The sequence below is a fragment of the Arthrobacter alpinus genome (assembly GCF_900105965.1).
GTDB lineage: Bacteria > Actinomycetota > Actinomycetes > Actinomycetales > Micrococcaceae > Specibacter > Specibacter alpinus.
Map to the genome: position 1 here is coordinate 1 of NZ_FNTV01000002.1, position 17675 is coordinate 17675.

The 17675-nt window shown below is 54.8% G+C and carries 16 protein-coding genes; 9 read left to right on the forward strand and 7 right to left on the reverse strand.

The window, feature by feature from the left end; translation table 11 throughout:
- From BLV41_RS19430 to BLV41_RS19455, 6 genes are all read right to left on the reverse strand, one after another.
- Positions 1 to 290: ParA family protein (locus tag BLV41_RS19430; RefSeq protein ID WP_170835535.1), on the reverse strand; the 290-nt coding region annotated here is incomplete at its 3' end.
- Between the two features lie 2371 nt (positions 291 to 2661).
- Positions 2662 to 3519, reverse strand: coding sequence for a helicase associated domain-containing protein (locus BLV41_RS19435; protein ID WP_074713454.1), 858 nt, complete (start codon positions 3517 to 3519; stop codon positions 2662 to 2664).
- A gap of 69 nt (positions 3520 to 3588) precedes the next feature.
- On the reverse strand, positions 3589 to 5412 hold the full coding sequence (locus BLV41_RS19440; RefSeq protein WP_244517040.1) for a LexA family transcriptional regulator: 1824 nt from the start codon (positions 5410 to 5412) through the stop codon (positions 3589 to 3591).
- Positions 5413 to 5601: 189 nt separating this feature from the next.
- On the reverse strand, positions 5602 to 5829 hold the full coding sequence (locus tag BLV41_RS21745; protein WP_139244486.1) for a hypothetical protein: 228 nt from the start codon (positions 5827 to 5829) through the stop codon (positions 5602 to 5604).
- Positions 5830 to 6042: 213 nt separating this feature from the next.
- Positions 6043 to 6765: an MBL fold metallo-hydrolase gene (locus BLV41_RS23100; RefSeq protein WP_170835536.1), complete on the reverse strand. Its 723-nt coding sequence runs from the start codon at positions 6763 to 6765 to the stop codon at positions 6043 to 6045.
- Positions 6762 to 7166 (reverse strand): hypothetical protein, encoded by a 405-nt coding sequence (locus BLV41_RS19455; protein WP_139244487.1) that lies wholly within the window; start codon positions 7164 to 7166, stop codon positions 6762 to 6764. The genes BLV41_RS23100 and BLV41_RS19455 overlap by 4 nt, the downstream gene beginning before the upstream one ends.
- A 711-nt stretch (positions 7167 to 7877) precedes the next feature.
- Between BLV41_RS19455 and BLV41_RS19460 the strand changes: the two genes are divergently transcribed.
- Positions 7878 to 8618, forward strand: coding sequence for a hypothetical protein (locus tag BLV41_RS19460; RefSeq protein WP_170835537.1), 741 nt, complete (start codon positions 7878 to 7880; stop codon positions 8616 to 8618).
- Here BLV41_RS19460 and BLV41_RS19465 read toward each other — a convergent pair.
- Positions 8605 to 8928 carry a helix-turn-helix transcriptional regulator gene (locus tag BLV41_RS19465; RefSeq protein WP_139244489.1) on the reverse strand — a complete coding sequence of 108 codons (324 nt, stop codon included), beginning with the start codon at positions 8926 to 8928 and terminating at the stop codon, positions 8605 to 8607. The two genes, BLV41_RS19460 and BLV41_RS19465, sit on opposite strands and share 14 nt — an antisense overlap.
- A gap of 379 nt (positions 8929 to 9307) precedes the next feature.
- Between BLV41_RS19465 and BLV41_RS21750 the strand changes: the two genes are divergently transcribed.
- The 8 genes from BLV41_RS21750 to BLV41_RS19505 all read left to right on the forward strand — a co-directional run bounded on the left by BLV41_RS21750 (position 9308) and on the right by BLV41_RS19505 (position 17400).
- Complete coding sequence (locus BLV41_RS21750; RefSeq protein ID WP_139244490.1) at positions 9308 to 10195, forward strand: helix-turn-helix domain-containing protein; 888 nt, start codon at positions 9308 to 9310, stop codon at positions 10193 to 10195.
- A gap of 35 nt (positions 10196 to 10230) precedes the next feature.
- Positions 10231 to 11184, forward strand: a complete 954-nt coding sequence (locus BLV41_RS19475; RefSeq protein ID WP_074713459.1) for a DUF2637 domain-containing protein — start codon at positions 10231 to 10233, stop codon at positions 11182 to 11184.
- 15 nt (positions 11185 to 11199) lie between these two features.
- Positions 11200 to 12063: a sigma factor gene (locus BLV41_RS19480; protein WP_074713460.1), complete on the forward strand. Its 864-nt coding sequence runs from the start codon at positions 11200 to 11202 to the stop codon at positions 12061 to 12063.
- Positions 12064 to 12109: 46 nt separating this feature from the next.
- Positions 12110 to 13141 carry a hypothetical protein gene (locus BLV41_RS19485; protein WP_074713461.1) on the forward strand — a complete coding sequence of 344 codons (1032 nt, stop codon included), beginning with the start codon at positions 12110 to 12112 and terminating at the stop codon, positions 13139 to 13141.
- Positions 13138 to 14322: a CHAP domain-containing protein gene (locus tag BLV41_RS19490; protein WP_074713462.1), complete on the forward strand. Its 1185-nt coding sequence runs from the start codon at positions 13138 to 13140 to the stop codon at positions 14320 to 14322. Before BLV41_RS19485 ends, BLV41_RS19490 begins: the two co-directional genes overlap by 4 nt.
- 147 nt (positions 14323 to 14469) lie before the next feature.
- Positions 14470 to 14793 carry a hypothetical protein gene (locus BLV41_RS19495; RefSeq protein ID WP_044571280.1) on the forward strand — a complete coding sequence of 108 codons (324 nt, stop codon included), beginning with the start codon at positions 14470 to 14472 and terminating at the stop codon, positions 14791 to 14793.
- A 13-nt stretch (positions 14794 to 14806) separates the two neighbouring features.
- Positions 14807 to 15817 (forward strand): hypothetical protein, encoded by a 1011-nt coding sequence (locus tag BLV41_RS19500; protein ID WP_139244492.1) that lies wholly within the window; start codon positions 14807 to 14809, stop codon positions 15815 to 15817.
- Positions 15818 to 15819: 2 nt separating this feature from the next.
- Entirely contained in the window at positions 15820 to 17400 is a 1581-nt protein-coding gene (locus BLV41_RS19505) for an SCO6880 family protein (protein ID WP_074713464.1), read from the forward strand.
- Positions 17401 to 17675: the final 275 nt, after the last annotated feature.

Here is a 17675-nt window from a genome sequence, read left to right on the forward strand (position 1 = left end):
TCAGATTCAATCCGTGAAAGGGATTCTGATCCCGATACGGCATCAACCCCTGCCCAGGATGTTGAGACTATGGCTTGGCCGAGAGTTCCCGCTTCACCGCCGTAAAGGACGTCGAATATGTCAAACTCCCCCTCTGCTTCCAGCGCCGTGGTTGCGTTGGATTGCGGATCAAGATCTACAACCAGGACTCGTCTCCCGATTAGCGCTAGACCCATTGCCAGTCCCAGGGTGACAGATGTCTTTCCGACGCCACCTTTTCGATTGCCTATTGCTGTCACTGTCGGTGTCATCTAGTTCTCCTTTTATAGCGTCAAGCCATCATGACAGAATGTTAGACGTACGTCAATCAATCTGTCATGACATAATTATTTAAATCCAAACAATCCTGCTTTTTCTCGAGAACTACACCAAGGAACAACGACACATAAGTGTCGAGGCAAACTTTGCCCACGACGCGACCCTCACCTTGACACGGTCTCCGCCTGACCAGACGATCGCTAATATATGTCTATCAATCCACCAATCCATCATGACATAATTATTTAAATCCAAACAATCCTGCTTTTTCTCGAGAACTACACCAAGGAACAACGACACATAAGTGTCGAGGCAAACTTTGCCCACGACGCGACCCTCACCTTGACACGGTCTCCGCCTGACCAGACGATCGCTAATATATGTCTATCAATCCACCAATCCGTCATGACATAATTATTTAAATCCAAACAATCCTGCTTTTTCTTGAGAACTACACCAAGGAACAGCGAAACGTAGGTGTCGAGGCAAACTTTGCCCACGACGCGACCCTCACCTTGACACGGTCTCCGCCTGACCAGACGGTCGCTAATATATGTCTATCAATCTGTCATGACATAATTATTTAATATTCAGATGCGCTTATCATTAGAGGCGGTTTGTAACCTGACCGGAAGTGGGCCTGAAGGGCGAGTACCTTGCCGCTCCGATCACATACACCTATTCCGCTGCAGTACCTACTCTCGGACAAACGAGTGTCCAACTGGCTGATCCGCTAAGTGGCCACAAATCAAACAATCTGTCATGACGTATTTAATTTCAATCCGTGCTCTATCATTTTTCATTCGTGTTTATTCTCGAGTCATACTTCGTGCTGTATACGAGAACGGAAGATGGGGGATAGGCATTGAAGTTTGTCAGTTCCACGCCAGTAAGTCAGTGGCCGTCATCCGCGTAAGAATCGATGATGTACAGGTCCGCTGTCATTTTTCGTCACGATCTGTGTTTGGGAGCGAGAGAGTCATCCTCATGAAGTAGCCGCGTAAGCGGCTTGGCGGTGCCGTTGTAGGGCTGATTTCTCGTCGTCGTAGGGATCCAGGGTCGCCCTTGTTGCTTTCTTGATCGTAAATATCTTCTTCTTGGATCACTTGCTCAGGGAACCGTTCACGATGGGCGTGACACTGCCTGCGTTGTGCCCGGATGAGAGCACTTTGGAGTTCGTAGTCTTCCTGGACAACTAACCCCTCTGCGATTCTTGCCAGGTTGGCGATGTGAATGATCAGCCGAACTCCGTGCGGGCGTTCCACCATAGACACTTCTGCCGGGATGGTGGGTTCTTTGGAGGCGTGGGGCGGATCAACCCGGTGCCCCGGACAATGTCTGCCATTGTGGGGAGCGGCGCCCCCGTTCCACGGACTCCTAGATGAGGGCTGAGGATGCCCCAGGGGCTCTGAATGCTGTCCGGATCGTGGATTCCTACCTTTGCGTCAAGCAGTGGCTTTTGCATCATCCTCCAATTGCTCCGGCCGGACTAACAAGTAACTATCGGATCGCTTTCCGCGGGCTTCATCGAGTTTAGACAGCATCCACCAGAGTGTTTGACCAGGAAGGGAGCCGGCTCCCGATAGTGCTGTGGTGTGTGTCCCTTTCCCCGGCAAAACCAAGGATCGCTCGAAAAAGCAAACCTCAGGATTATACCTTCACAGCCAGTATGTGCGAGACGGTGGTCAAGGAACGAGTACAGAACGTTTTCAAGATCATTGCCCTCCGCCCGGACAGAGACGCTGGAACGAAGACCCCCGTTCCAGCGTAGGGGCAGTGCGGTTAGACTCGCGGAGTCCTGACTGGCGGTTACCCGCCTAACGTGCTTACAGTGACCGCATTACTCGCGTATAGGAGTTGGATCACATGCCTTTGAAGCCTCTGAATACCATGGCCGGTATTACGGCCGCTATTGCACTTGCTGCCGGAGGCCTCACTGTTGCTTGCGCCCGCGCGGGCCGCGGGCTACTCATACCTGTACCCGGCGGGCTTCAGCACGCAGTCCGCATGCAACACGAAACGCCTCACGATGAACTCTTCCTGGACCCGCGCGAGTCAGTGCTTCATCATGACCGACACCGGGAAAGCTGTGTGGAAATTCTCCGTCACTGTGCATGGATAGCCTCGCCGTAGTTCCGAGGGTGGACCATCTTGCCTTTTAGCAACCGTGATCCATTGTCGGTCCTCCACCGACGAACCCTTAAGGTGTCTGGTCCCGGCTTGGGACCAGCGGTTGGCGCTAAACTTTCTTCAGTTCCTACTCAACCCCAGAATAGTAGCCCCCTGAAGAGGCATGGCCCTGGTAGGACTGTTCATCACTTACATGGTGTTCAAAATCTTCCCTCTGGGGCTCAGTAGGGGTCGCTAGAGGCGGACTCCTAATGATTCCAGACGTGCCTGCCGTTCAGGGAGTAAGGTTCCTTTTTTGAACGCGATGCGTTGGTTCTTGATCCAGGTACCTAGCTTCACGTCACCCTCGATAAATCGTGTAGGGACATTCGCTGTCTTGTGCTTCTCCTTGTACGTAGTGACTAGAGCAAAGTGGTGTTCCCAGCTGGCATCGTTGAGGCTCCACACCACGCCGAGGTTTTCCAAGGCCACAATGCGCTCGGAGCTGATGGTACCCACGCGGTACGCCCTGCGCTGGGTCTGCAACCAGGTCCCAAGGTGAAGGCCTTGGTAGGTGCATCCATCTGGAGCATTCACGTGGCCATACTCTTCTCGGTAGGATTCTAATATCGAGAAGGCGTCCTTCCATGATCGTTTCTGGTTCTCCCATGAGATTCCAGCCTTCTCTAACGACGCCACCCGTTCGGGGCTCAGCTGTCCACGCCTGTACTTCATCCGTTGTTTGCCTACCCAGACACCCAACGGGACACCATCGGTCACAAAAGACTGGGGCACCTCTACATTGCCGTGCTGATCCCGATAGAGCAGCAACAGATCGTATCGCTTCGCCCACAGGCTTTGATGATGAGGCATCCACTCCATGCCAAGGTCAGCCAGCCGCGCGGCACGATCCGCGGGCAGCTTTCCTTTTGCTTGAGATTCTCGTTGGGTTTTAACCCACCGACCAAGACTCATGCCACGAAAAATGAGGGTGTTCTTCACCTCCACAGTCCCATGAACATCTCGATAGTCCTCTAAGAGCAAGAACATTTCATCCCACACCAGATCACGGACGGTAGCGGTCTTCAGTGGGAGATTAATCAGAGTAGTCATACTTCTTAGGAGGCAACTGCGGACTAATTATCACGCAACTCCTCAGAACTCGTTTCCGACGAGCTGCGGTTAGGCGGCGAGTAGGTGCCGGTCCCAGGCGCTGAGTTCGCCGTAGTCGTCGGGGACCCAAGAATCCCATTCGGAAATTTCCTGGTCGTAGATGTCTTCCTCCCGGATCACCGGCTCAAGGAAGCGTTCGAGATAGGCGTGCCAAGCCTGTCGTTGGGCCCGTATCAGGGAGCACTGGTATTCATAGTCTTCTTGAACACCCAACCACTCCGCAATATGCCGCAAGTTGGTGGCGTGGAGGATCTGCCAAGCCCCGTGGTGTCGCTCGATCATGGACACCTCCGCCAGCGTCATCAGTTCCTTATGGACGGTGGGCCGGCTAAGACCGGTTGCCCGCACAATATCCGCTGTGGTGGGGGAGTGGCGGCCACGTTCGATGGCTTCATAAACAAGTGCGGCTGGGGCACCCAGTGCCCTGAACACGGGGCGAATCCCGTAGATCTTGCCCTTACGCCAGGCATGAGCTTTCGCAACGTCCTTCCACTGCTCTGGCAACCCCAACAGGTAGCTATCAGCGTGGCGGCCCTGGGCGTCCTGAAGCTTGGAGAGCATTCCACCGGAGTGCCTAACCAGGCGGGGAAGAAGGCGGGCAATAGTGCCATGGTGCTTACCCATCTCCCTAGCAAAAGACCGGCACCCCACATCAACCAATAGAGTTCCTTTAGCCCTAGCGAAACCAATCACAGCGCGCAGAAGGAACCGCAGGGTGATACCTTCACGCCCAGTTTCAGCTAGACGTTGGTCAAGGATCGCGTAGAGCACATTTTCAAGATCATTGATTTCAGCCATCACCGACGCGGGGGAACGAACCTCAGCAGTGCCCCCGCCGTGGGTTAAGGGATGGCCTGTGTCGCATTTATTGCTATATTCTTTCCCAGCATTAGGGACTCCCTGTTTCTGGGCTACCCACGCTTGGGCTTTGTCCCATTCGAGGGGCAACAGCCGGCCTAGGTGTGCCATGTCTTGGTAGAGGGCAGCGAGACCAGCGAAGTCAGTTGTCAGGCGTTCCTGAACTTGGGGAAGAGTGATCGAGAAGTTAGAGAGGTGGGACAGGACAGCCATACGAGCTTCCGAGGCGCTCTTGTAGCGGGCAGTGTCGTAGATCCCGGTGCGGGCAACCTTACGCAACACCGATGTGCCGCGAGCCGACAGAAGGCCGGTAGTTCTGGGTGTGGTGGCCACGGTCAGACCCGCTGTGGTGCGGGCATCTTTGCGTGTCCGCACCTGGCGGATAGATGCAGCCAGTGCGCGACGCAGGGCAGCCACGGCGGTGGCAGGGTTGCGTAGGCGCATGATGTCGTACGCCTCGTGCAGGGGAGTGTCGAGGACCTGGTGGCCCGTCATGGACTTATGCCAAGAACCCGGAGGGCGGATACAACCATCGGTGATGTTCTGGTGTGGTCCAGGGTCAAGACTCGGGAAACGAGACGCGAGAGCTTCCACAAGCTCGCGGGCATCCTCGGCCGCCAAACGTTCTACCAAGGGAATGTAGATGTGACGGCCACCGCTGGGAGAGTGGTCTGCCACGAACCGAAGCCCACACGAAGTCACTAGTGCGCTGATGGCGGCCGCGTCAGCATCCACCACGCCTTGCAGAGCTTTGGAAGTATCAAGATCCAAACACAATGTCTGCACGGATCCATCCGAGCCGTGAACCATGACGGCGGCCGCGCGGTTTGGCAGCGATCGTGTAATGCGAGGCGGGACCAACCGGGGGCGAGGGTACTTTCCTGCCCTCGTGGCAAAACGCATGACGGGAGCGCCGGCTATCAAGGACGCCAACGAGGCCCATGCCTGAGCATGGACAGATGCCTCGACTGACACTCCGTGTGTGTCAACTGAGCTGGTTGTACCCAAAAAAGCATGTGCGTGTATGATGGAGTTATTCCTTAGCAAGAGCGGGCATGACAAAGCCGCTGTTGTCGAACTAGTTTGAAACGGATTCCGGGAAGTTTCACGGTTTCAAACTAGAGAGTTTTTCAGTCAAGGCCCGCCTAGTGCGGGCCTTCTGCTTTAAGAAGCCTGCGCGATAGGCAAAGCCCCCTGCGTGCGTAGTTGTTCGAGGTCAACGGCATCGAGGTGGGCTTCGATGATGGGCGCCATGTAGTCGATACCATTTGTATCGAGAATTTCGAGCAGCTCAAAGAGCTTCGCAGTCCGCTCCATGTCGAGCTTGACTGTGAACGAATGCCGTTGTCCCTTGGAGGGTCGGCCAATACGAGATTTCGTCACTGGTGCCATAGGGTCAATTATGTGCGTTTCATCAAATGAAAATGGGCATTTGGCAACCGTTGGGCGTGTCATCCGGTTGGACTCGCTGACAGGCGTGACGAGATTGGTCGCTACGAAGTGAGTCCTAGTCTTGGCACGGGACGCAGTTGACATGGTTTCCCTCTCTGCTCGTCGCTTGCCTCTAACACTAAGAATACATCTAAAGTGCAATTCTACGCTTTATCAGTACTTGGGTGCTCCATGCCCTGGCAACCAGGCAGCAGCTTCTAGGTCTTGTAGGTGCTTGAATGCAAGACCGGCGGCAGCATTGTCACCCTGAAAAATTTCGTGAAGCATTTGGGGTCCACTCTCCGAAGAGATTGCATGCCCGGTTACCCAAGCGTCACCAGTCGCAATCGCCATTCCGTCTTGGAGATTGAAGGCAGCATGGCCCGGGGTATGCCCTGGCGTCATGATCACCCTAGGACTCCCTGGCAGATCCAGCCTGTCGTGATTATGGAAGACCCCAGTCGGTTCCAGGGACACCTTTGTCAGGCCTCCAGCTTGTATCGCATCGTGCATCCAGACGGACACAAGTGGATCACCCTGGAGAGCAAGTACGTCATCAAGGGTTACCTGGGAAGCTACTACTCCCCGAAGAACATCTGCCTCTTGGTCGCTACAAAGAACAGGGATTCCGTACGTGCTCGACAGCAACTGGAGGGGGCCTACATGATCCACGTGAGCATGGGTGACCAAAATTGCAGTGCAATCGCTCCAAGACAGGTCCAGATGCGAAATGGATTTCTCGACATTGGCCAGATCTGCGGGGTATCCACAATCGATCAATGTGAAATCTCTGCCCTCCGTGGCGACAACCCAATTTGAACCCGGACCTTCAAAGTGATGGATTTGGTCAGCAACGGTTGTGGCTCGTTCAGCAGCTACCCAGTTTTCAAGACTCAAGGCAGCAGCTTCCCTGTTGATTCTTTAGCCACTGCTCGAACGAGGGCGCCACGATTTAGGCGAGCGGTTTCGGTATCCATGATGACTACTCCGTGAGATTGCAGCACTTCGAGGGCCTCCACAATCGACCCTTCCTTGAGCTGAGTTGCCTGTTCTATGTCCCTTGCAGATAGGGGCTTAGCTGATCTTCCGATCGTCCTCAGAACGATTGTGCAAGCCTCACTGAAGAGGGGCATTGCAGGATCACTTGGGAGGCAGTATTGGGTTTCACTCATGGATATCTCCGGGAGGTCTGTCATCGGAAACAGCCAACCGGGCATCCGCCAGGAGAGCATCAGTTCTGCAACTGCAGAAGCGAGATTAATTCCAGCGGTTGCATGAAAATAAGTCAAATTGGTCACTTTCAGGCTGTCAAACGTGGATGCCAGTGTTTCTCCGGTAGGTTTGTATCCCTTCTTGAAGCCCGCGCTCCCTAATTCCTCCCGCGAATCCGGGCAATCGTTCCGGTTCGTTTAGGCTTACGGAGCCTTGGAGATCCTGACCTGAATGCAAGTGATGAGGGATGGAACCTTAGAACATTCATCCGATTGGACAGTTTTTGCGTTCAAGTGCGTAGATATTTCATCCGATTGGACAGTATTACCTGCGCTCTCTCCAAAGTGCTCGAATTCGCGTACCAAAATCGGTGAATCGCACTCTTTATAGGTAGGGCATGAGGATTCTTCCGACCCATGACAGTTGGGCCCTAACGGCCGTAAAAGGATATTGAGAGGTGCCGGATGGAAAATGTGGAGTTGAGCGCAGCCGCTTGGATTCTGGTTGATGTCCTTGAGACGGGGGCGCTGGGCCTACTTTCTGTTGGTAGTTCCCATTTTCCGGGTTCATCAGTTAGGAAGAACCTGGACCAGAGAGCCAGATTGCTGCTCATGGAGAACCTGCGCACTGCAATCCAGCAAGGATCCTTGGTTGACAAGATTGAGGTCAATGAAGGGGCGACATGGCGAGTGCTCGTGGAGCCTATTAGGTCTCCAACCACGGGCCAAGTGGTGGCAGCGCATTGCATTTATGCTGCCCCGGATACAGCGTTGCCTCCTAAGCCAATCATCGGTTCCTTGGAATGGAAGATCGACCCAAAGACGGGTGCAATTGAATCCGAGTGGAATGCTGGGATGTACGAACTTTACGAACTCGTCCCTGACGCCGGACCTAGCCCAACTGGCGATATGACGCAGTGGGTCAATCAGTTCATTGCTCCCGAAGATCAAGCCATCATGAAGATGACGATTGACGCCTCTATCTCCGCTCATGACGGGGAACGGTACATCGTTTCTTACCGGATCAAAACCGGTGGAGAAGACGGTGGCGTGAAGATCCTGCAAGTATCGGGGCGAGTCACCACATCCCCACTCAACGGATCAATATGGTTGCGAGCCATCACTCGGGAGATTGGCTCTATGGCATCAAGCATCATGCCGGAAGGTCTGAAAGTCGACACCTCAGGCCTTCTTCAAGCCCTGTTGAACCTCAGTGATGACATGATTTTCTTCGCTGTTGATTCCACAACCTGGCAAATCTTCATGCCCTCGCCCAACTTGGAAAGTCATGGGCTGGCCGTCGGCGAGGGCGGGTTCCTGGCAAATATGATTGCCCCTGCGGATCTTCAAGATTGTCTTGTGTACCTGACCAAACAGCTGACAGCAACCGCACCACTAGCATCCAGAAGGAAATTCAACTTCCAAACAGTTTCCGGGGTCAACGTGCCTATGACTATGGCTTCAGAGCCCTTTGCCACCGAGACGGACAAGGGTCGATACATAGCTTGCCGGCTTGTTCAGGAAGTCAATTCCCGCTGACGTAGTCCAGCCAAGCCTGTTGTAGCTCGTCACAACGGGCGGTATCAAGAGTGAACACTATGGCCCGTCTGCCCTGTTCTGAACGTAGCCGAGGCTTAATGACCCCCGTGCTTTCGAGCACGTCGAGGGCCCCGTTGAGGGTGGTGCTCAAAATGTTCAGGGAAGCCCGGATCTCAGCCTTCGTCGCGCCTTCAGGGCGCGATCGCAGAAAACGGACAACCCCAGCTCGCACACTGTTTCCCAGTGCCTGCACCGCAGCTTCAACGAGATCAGACCAGGCGGGATCTTCAGTGCGGATAATTCGGGGCATGTAGTTCATCATACGACCTTTCGCGTATAAGCGGTCGACACAACACATTGCAGATACCTCATGTGCGATCGAATTTCAATGTCTTAAATGTTGTTTACTTCTTAAACATAATCTACACTTAAAACATCACCAAGACAGTTTGAACCCGAGTTTGGACCCGTAGCGGTCTTTAAGCGTGAAATAACCATGACTGGAAGGCACGACTCCAACGCCTTTGTGTCAGCCAAGTCGTCCCGCGGAGAGCATAAAAGTCGACAAGTTCCCTCGCCGACAAAGAAGGCTACAGCCGGGACAGGATCGAAATTGATCACCCGTCTGACAGCGTGCGCTAGATACCTCCACGGTCGATACCTCAACACCCTTGATAGGACATACCTTCATGACGACTCCGGCAGTGGGCTCTACTTCTTTGTTCTCAGACGTAACACCAACACGACCGCTAACAGCTAAGGAACAGGCTGCTGTTCAGCTCACTCGACGAATCAGAATCAGTCTAGAAAGCGCCTACACACTGATTGTCGAAGCGTTTGAGTCCCGTGCGTGGGAAGCCCTTGGTTACCAAAGCTGGGATATGTACTGCAAGGGCGAATTCAGTGGCATGAACCTCCAACCACCTCTGGAGCAACGCGAACAGGTCATATTGTCGATGCGTGAGGCAGGGATGTCCTCACGAGCCATTGGTTCTGCGACTGATATTCACTACTCGACCGTGGCCAGGACTCTTCGAAAGGCGGAACTACCAGGTGTTGCATCTGCAACACCTGGTAGAGAGAACGCTGGGAGGGCATCTACCTCCCCGATAGCTCCTGGGGTAGCAAATCCTATTAAGGGCTTGGATGGAAGAAACTACCCTGCAAAACAGAGGCCACACATGGAGGTTCCTGCTGACAGTGATTCATTGTGGGATCAAAGTGCGGATGATATTGGGATTGGACAGATTGCCGTCCCGACTTCCAAAGCCAGGAAGCTGCCTCCTCAGCACCAGGATATTGATGGCGCCCTGTCAGCTGCCATCACATCAATTGGCTTACTCACATCGAATGCAAGCCTGTTTGATGCGCAGTCGCGAGAAATTACGCGGGAGTTAGGGGAAACTGCGGGCAGGGCCGTTCTCTCAACTTCTCACCTTGTGGCGAAATTGGACTACCAAACGCTTGCTTTGGATGATCGTGGGTTGGCTGTTTTTCGACAGAATGTGCAAGATTCCTTGGACCTGTTGGCACGTTGCCTGGACGAGCTGCCCCTGATGTCGGTGGCAACGCAGTGAGGGCAGCACAACCTGTTGATCCCTTACGTGGGGAGGTGAAGGAGGGCCCGGAGTATTCCGTAGACAAACGGTCCAGACGATCACATCGGATAAATCCTGATTCAATTCATGCTCTGTGGTTCACGGTTATTTTGGTGGGTTTCTTGGCCGTCACATCGTTCATGGTCTCTTTCGCCGGCCTTCAAGAGGTTGCCAAATGGGTAGGTCTGCCAGTCTGGCTGCGTTGGGCCGTCCCGGTCTTCATTGATGTCGCCATCTTGGCCTATTCGCTTGCTGTTTTGATACACCGGGCCAGGGGGGAGAAAACGTGGGCTTCATGGGTTAGTCTCGCCGGATTCACTACGGTATCCGTGCTTGCGAATGCGGGGCACACGTTCATGCTCGATCATGCGAACGTTTGGCAGGGTTGGATTGCTGCAGCTATCGCCGCTCTAGCTCCTGTCGCTGTTTTCGCTTCCACTGAAGAGTTGGGCCGGTTGGTGATTGGTTCACCCCCTGGTGCGGATCCCACTAAACCTTCAAGCGATTCAGTAACTCCCCAGCTCACTGACTTTTCTTCCGCTCCTTTGCAGACCCCTGCCTCACTAGATGAACTGTCTCTTCCACTTGTGCAGCAGGTGGAACCTGAATGTGCCGACGAGGCAGAACAGCCGTCGCCCCAGAATCTCCCGGTTGAGCAACTCCAGGTTGAGAAACCGGTGGACGCGACAACGACCACCGTATTTGAAGCTCCTTCAATGACTGGCCCTCACCGCTCATCCCTTTCTATCGTTCCCACGCCAGCAGCGGAGAACACCAGGGATCACGTGAGTAATTGGATTGTTCGGCAGATCTCAGCAGGCGAGCCGGTGACGGGGAAGTCGTTAGGGGCATATTTGGGGGTTTCAGATCGAACGGGCCAGAAGCGGCTGAAGGAACTAAAAGACGCGAAACCAGCAATGTTCAATGGATCCCCATCCAAGATTTATGTCAATCAAGGTTCGCGTTGAAAGCAGGAGTGAGCAATGGAAACTGAGAAACTCAGCATGACTTCCACGGAGCTGGTTGATGCCTTGGCCAAGGTAAGACCAGTGGTCAGGAACATTCTCATGAAAGCCTCGTTAGGCGCTGACCTTGATGACGTGATGCAAGATGTGTGGCTTTCAGCTCATCGGTCACAGGCCAACTTCGATCCAGAAAAGGGCCGACTTGAGCAGTGGCTGACACGAATTGCTCAACGCCGAGCCTACGATCACCTCAAACTTTCCAATAGTGTCTCTGGTCTGCAAAGCACTATCGAGCATGCTGCCGGCTATGGGTTGGGGACCGATCTCGCTTTGGTTTCCGCTGATGTGGCTGAGGACATCGTTAACCGCAGCGCTGACCGAGACTTGCTATCAAATATTCTGATGATGACTCGTAAGGTCATTGGCCACGAAGCCGCATTCACTCGCACCGTTGCGCTGCTGACCGTGTACGACGAGGACGTCAGGGCGGCCGCGCTGGGTCTGCGGGTGAGTGAGGACTGCATCCGGGATTCTCGACGGGAGACCATCCGAGCCTCTCAGGTCATTCAAAAGGCCTTGGCCCTGCACGAGATGCAAGCATCGTTGAACCTGCGAAATCTCTTCGCCTGCTTACCCTCCGATGAAGGTGACTCGGGAACCTGGGCAAGACACCTAACGATCGCTGTGGTCCGTTGCGGAGGATTCCAAAATGTGAATGCCGAGTCGCTGGTCGAGGTCACAGGGTGGGCTTTCAACACCTGTCGTCAATATCTGAACGAGACCCGACGCTTGTTGGAAATCGCCAGAACAGTGATTGAAACAGGCCGGGTTGATCACGAGCCTTCCAGTACCAGCCAGCAATCACACACCTTCACCGTATGACTAATAAATGACTCCGTTAGACACCCTCCGAAACAAGGACACGAAAATGAATGACGAATCCACGAACAGTCAAAATCCAAGTGATGGGCAGGAACCTGATCCGGCAGTTCATGCTGGTGCCAAAGTTACCCCCGTTGTTGCGTCCACATCGCTACTGGCTACTGAAGCTGTGAAGACCACCCCTAAACGCTTGTGGGCAGTTGACGCGATTAGAGACAAGCGTTGGGGCTGGGGGATGATCGCTGGGATAGTTGTGGTTGCTTTGGTGGCTTTTTCATTCATCCTCGGTGGATTCTTCAAGGACAAGTCCACGGCTGATGACGACGTAGCTGCGGGCCCGCTCACCACTGCCAGTACTCCGTCGGCTTCCGACGCGTCAGCGACGCCTACTCTTCAAGCTGGGTTGGACAAGCAAGCTGCAGGGGACCCGCTTGGCTCGGCCGAGGATATTAGAAAGCGACAGGCCCTGGTCAGGAAGGGGATCAACCAGGGCGTCAACGGGCTGCACCTCCCCATCGAAACTACAGACCCGATCGAGTTCGCTGGAGCTTTCGCGATGGCTGTTTACGGGTTCGATTCAACTGCGGCAAGTGCGGACGAGTACTTCGATAATCTCTGGCAGTGGTACACCCCGTACACCAAGCCGGCACGCCCTAAATGGAACCGCGACGCTTTGTCCCAAAGCCAGTCTGAGGAATTGCAGAGGCCTGCTTATGAGATGTTGAAGTCGCGCTCCATGATCAATGACGTCGTGGTGGATACCGCATACATAGACGATGAGATCGCCGGGCTTGGAGCCAGCCAGCTTCCTTTCCCTGTTGGGGCATCAGTGCCCGGGGGCAAGGGTTCACATTTGGTTGTTGTTGCTTTGGACATTCAAGCCTATTCCACTGAAAAGCAGGCACCTCAGGACACGATGCCGATCGTGCCGGCCAGGCAGCAAAAGATCGTTCAAATGGTTGTCCTGTGCCCAGGATTCGCCGGGTACACCGGTTCTTCCTGCAAGGCCGTTTATGAGTCATCCAGCGCCGATGCTTGGTACACCAATCTTGAAAAGGAGTGGATCTTCCGCTCATGAAACCAAACAAGAGCGGGACACTCCTGCTGATACTCAGGCTCATTGGTGTCCCGGCTCTGCCAGTCATCGCCATCTTCGCTGTGATTGGTTTGTCACTGATGGGGATTGTGGCCCTGTCCGTTGCTGCAGGTAACGGCTCCGTTGATGACGCTGGGAATGTTTGCCGTCCTGTGGGAGGAGAGAGCACGAATCAGTCACCCAAGGATGTGCGCGAGCAACAGATCGCAAACGCCAAACTCATGGACAAGGCCGCAGCTGACCTGGGGCTCTCTGGGCAGGCGTCCCGGATTGTGATCATTGCTGGCATGGGTGAAAGCAGCCTGATCAATGTTGACCATGGCGATGACGCCGTGAATCCCGATGGAACGATGAACACGTCCCTGGGGATCCTGCAACAGCAATGGTCATTGGGATGGGGTACCCGTGAACAGGTCATGGACGTCAGCTATGCTGCGACATCGTTCTTGATCGGTGCCAAGCATGACCGCCAAGGTGGACTGGTTTCGATCCTTCATTGGGAAGCGACGAGTTGGGTTTCATCGGTCATTCATCAGGTCCAAAAGAACAGCGAAAGGGACCACTACACAAAGTTCATCGCTGATGCTGACTCGATCATCAAGGAAGCAGGGATCGATGTTACTCGTGCCGGTTCTGACGGGGAGAAGCCCAAGAATCCCAACACGGTAGGCCAATGCGATGGCGGTTCAACTCCCGTGGATCCCAAGAACGCTAACGATGACTACCCGTTCGATAATGTCCCGCCTGCAGGGGTTTATGTCAACGATCCGTGGATGTATGGGCTGGGGGAGTGCACCAGCTTTGTTACCTGGAGGATCAATCGTGACGCGGGCAGCACGTCAGCACCATGGAAGTGGGGCGGGGCCAATTTCCTCAATGGTGATGCTCGCAGTTGGAAGGATAAGTGGATAGCCCGTGGATGGACGGTCAGCAATGTCCCGGTGGCCGGCGCCGTCGCATGGTGGGGCTCTAACGGTGGGGGAGGAGTCGGAGCCGCCGGACACGTCGCCTATGTCCAGTCCGTAACTCAGGACGGCAAGGCCATCATCGAAGAATACAACCACACCGGCTATGCGCCAGCTGGTCACATGTACAGTATCCGGCCAGAGCCGGTAGATCCCAGTGAAGTAAATATGTTCTTGTACCCGCCACCCAAGGGCTAAGACTCTGTATCGAAGACCCCCACACAAAGTGTGGGGGTCTTCGATGTTTCAGCACGGTCTCGATGACACACAAACGGGTGCTGTGGTGAGAAGAATCTTGCGAGTCGGAACCAGCCAGGAACCGTACGTGAGAGGGAGATTTTTCGGATGATGTCAACCATCGGATATCAAGTAATCGGACCAGTAGCAGCCCTAGTAACAGTCATTGATCCGGGAGTTACAGCAAACACCAATGCACCATTTTTGGCGCAGCTGAAGAGTATCGCCGGAATCATTTTGGTAGCCAGCATCATCTTGGTGGTCATTGCCTTGATTGTGGGCACCGTTTTGCTGGTGTTCTCCAAGATCACCCACAACTCCCGTGGCCAGGAAGTAGGTCTGCCGATCGTTGGCTGGTGTCTTTTGGGTGCGGCCATTATCGGTTCAGCCTCCGGCCTGGTCATGTGGGGCTCCGGCTTCACATTGAGCTGAGACAACGATGGATATGAGTGCCATGGTAGCGCTGCGGGGGGTCGCACCTGCCTCGCTGATGGAGGACCTGGCCGTAAATGCAGTGGCCGGGATCATGAAAGGCATCATCGGTGGCATGGCCTCCGGCGTGTGGGACATGATCAGCGGCGCTTACGCCAACACCGGAATCACCGATAGCTCCTGGGACATCGTTGGCGGGACCAGCGGCGGGGGTGGGTACGTCGGTACCTGGCTGTTAGTGATGGCCCCCATACTTGTGGCCGTCGTAGCCGTGCAGGTGACCATTAGTGTCTTCAAACGCTCAGGTGCTGGCGTGGTCCGTGCCGGCGTTGGAGCCGTCGTCGGTATCCCTGCCTCGTTGATCGTGGTGTGGTTCGTGGAGAAACTGTCCTTCGCTTTTGAAGGAGTGACCCAGTACTTCCTCGGTTCCCTTGGAGCCAAGGGAGGAATGGCCCCGTTCATGAAAATCTTCGGGTACCTTCCTGTTGAAGGTAGCTCTCCCATGGAATTCACTGTTGATCCTGACACCTGGCTCTGGAAGAGCGGCTTCAACGGGGCAACATCGACGTGGATCTCTGCGTTGCTGATCATGGCCATTGCCTGGGTATTTTCATTGATCCTTAGCGCCATGATGATCTTTCGAGACCTAGGCATCTTGATTCTGGCGGCCGCGGCCCCTGTAGCGGTCATGATGATGCCCCTTGAGGTGACCAAAGCGTGGATCGGCAAATGGGGTTCTCTTGTCGCAGGGCTCCTGATGGCCAAACCATTATCGGCCTTTGTCCTGGTTCTCTCCGTGAGTCTGTTCACCAGCTCACCTGACGTTAGTCAAACCATCGCGGGATTGTTGGGCATGATCATGGCCTCGGCCATGCCCTTGGTCGTGATCAAATTCTTCACATTCACCCCCACAGGAGCTATCGGAGACGTGGATTCGGGAAGCAAACAGGCAAGCCAGGGAACAGGCCGCGCAGCATCATCAGTGGCTCGCTTCGGTAGCCGAATCGTGCGAAGGGGACGCTGACCATGAGCGTTGAACAGTACGAATCACCATTGACGGCAGTGAAGTTCGCTCGTCGGGAAAACCGCGGGCTATTCCTTGGGCGCTCAGGACCGCAAATCACCGTTCTCGTAACGATGGGGCTGCTTTGCACAATCTTGATGGTCGTTATCGGATTCCCCCAGGGACTCCTGGCCGCACTGCCCGTGGCAGCGTTCGGCCTTCTTCTGGGATTTGGAGAAGCAGGAGGAAGGTCCTTTGTCGACTGGATCAAACTGGTTTGGCGCTTCTCCCTGGCTGAACTTCAAGGAGAGAACACCTTCACCATCAAGCCTGACACCGCGCCCACGGCGCAAGTCCGTGCAACAGAGATAGAGGATAAAGCATTTATGGAAGCCACCCGTAGAGCCGCGAAAGAAGGGCGAGAGGGCAAGAAGAAACTCACCCCCAACCGTCTCTCTCTCCCAGGAGAAGGTTCCGAACTGCTGGTCTATGAAATGCCTGGGGGCGAAGCCATGGTCTACGACCCACGAGAAAGATCAGCCACCATTGTTTGCCGTGTCCGCAGTGAGGCGTTCGATCTTGCTGATGATGGGGTCAAAGCAGACCGGGTTCAGGTGTGGTCGGAAATCCTTGCCGGACTGGGCGCCCATGCCGGAGTTGCCAAAGTACAAGTGACGGTGCAAACGCTGATCGCTCCAGCATCAGAAATCCGGGAACACTACGTCGATTCTGTGGAAGCATCTGGGGCCGGCCCCACGATCAATGCCCTAGCGCACCAAAGCTACCTGGACCTTGTAGACGCGGCCGCGACAATGACTCGCCACGAACAGTACGTTTCCATTGTTTTGGATGCCAATGCGCTGCGCCGTGAGATCAAAGCTTTGGGCGGCGGTCTCGATGGACTGATGGTGTTGGCAGTGAACGAAATGCGGTCTTTGAGCACTGACCTGGCAGACGGTGGCGCTGAAGTTGAGCGGTGGCTGGGCCCTCGTGAGCTCGCACGAGTAATCCGTGAAGCCTACGATCCCGAGTCAGCCTCTGATGTCGCCGATCGACGAGATGCATTTGCCGGTGTCGCACCCGAATCGGCTGGGCCAATGGGTGTGCGGCGAAGCTGGGACAAGCTCCACACAGACAGTGCTGTTCACAAAACCTATTGGATCAGTGAGTGGCCGCGGCGAAATGTCATGCCGGGGTTCATTTCGCCACTGATCTTTGCTGGCGACTTTCGCCACACAGTCACGTTGGTTGCCCGCCCAAAATCTGCGGCACGGGCGTTGGCCAAGGTTGAAGGAGCGTTGAATGATCAGGTAGCCGCCGATCGGATCAGAGCTGGCTGGGGTCAGATCAAAACGAAGGCACAGCAAGCAGAATTCGATGACCTGGAACGCCGAGAGGATGAACTGGTCGCAGGTCACGGCGATGTTGATTTCTCCGGGTACGTGACCATTACAGCTCCCGATGAGGAAGAGCTGGCAGCGGCGGCATCGAAATTGCGACATGCAGCTGCCCAATCATTCTTAGAAATTCGGAACCTGGTCGGTCAACAGGCCGAAGGGTTCATTGCATCAGCACTGCCGTTGGGAAGAGGGATCAAGAAATGAAGTTGCTGGACAGGTTCACCAAATCCAACCAGGACGACCAAGCACAAGTCTTTGATTTCATTCCTTCAACCGAGTCAGCGCAGGGGCGAAAGGAACGTCGAGCTCAAGCTGCGGAGATCCGCCGTACGCGGACGGAATCCGGGACTGTGCTTCCCATCAACCGGTTGCCTTTCACGACTTTCCCCAAGGGTGGTGCGAAGGTTCCTGCCAATCTCCGAGGCCCTTCCACGGTCACCCCACAGGTTCACGGTTCCTCCACCCTCACCTATGCCGCA

Coding starts and splice junctions, on each gene's coding strand:
- BLV41_RS19500 (WP_139244492.1), top strand. CDS start 14,807: ATGAGTGCCATGGTAGCGCTGCGGGGGGTCGCACCTGCCTCGCTGATG.
- BLV41_RS19485 (WP_074713461.1), top strand. CDS start 12,110: ATGAATGACGAATCCACGAACAGTCAAAATCCAAGTGATGGGCAGGAA.
- BLV41_RS19480 (WP_074713460.1), top strand. CDS start 11,200: ATGGAAACTGAGAAACTCAGCATGACTTCCACGGAGCTGGTTGATGCC.
- BLV41_RS21750 (WP_139244490.1), top strand. CDS start 9,308: ATGACGACTCCGGCAGTGGGCTCTACTTCTTTGTTCTCAGACGTAACA.
- BLV41_RS19435 (WP_074713454.1), bottom strand. CDS start 3,519: ATGACTACTCTGATTAATCTCCCACTGAAGACCGCTACCGTCCGTGAT.
- BLV41_RS19490 (WP_074713462.1), top strand. CDS start 13,138: ATGAAACCAAACAAGAGCGGGACACTCCTGCTGATACTCAGGCTCATT.
- BLV41_RS19465 (WP_139244489.1), bottom strand. CDS start 8,928: ATGCCCCGAATTATCCGCACTGAAGATCCCGCCTGGTCTGATCTCGTT.
- BLV41_RS19505 (WP_074713464.1), top strand. CDS start 15,820: ATGAGCGTTGAACAGTACGAATCACCATTGACGGCAGTGAAGTTCGCT.
- BLV41_RS21745 (WP_139244486.1), bottom strand. CDS start 5,829: ATGGCACCAGTGACGAAATCTCGTATTGGCCGACCCTCCAAGGGACAA.
- BLV41_RS19495 (WP_044571280.1), top strand. CDS start 14,470: ATGATGTCAACCATCGGATATCAAGTAATCGGACCAGTAGCAGCCCTA.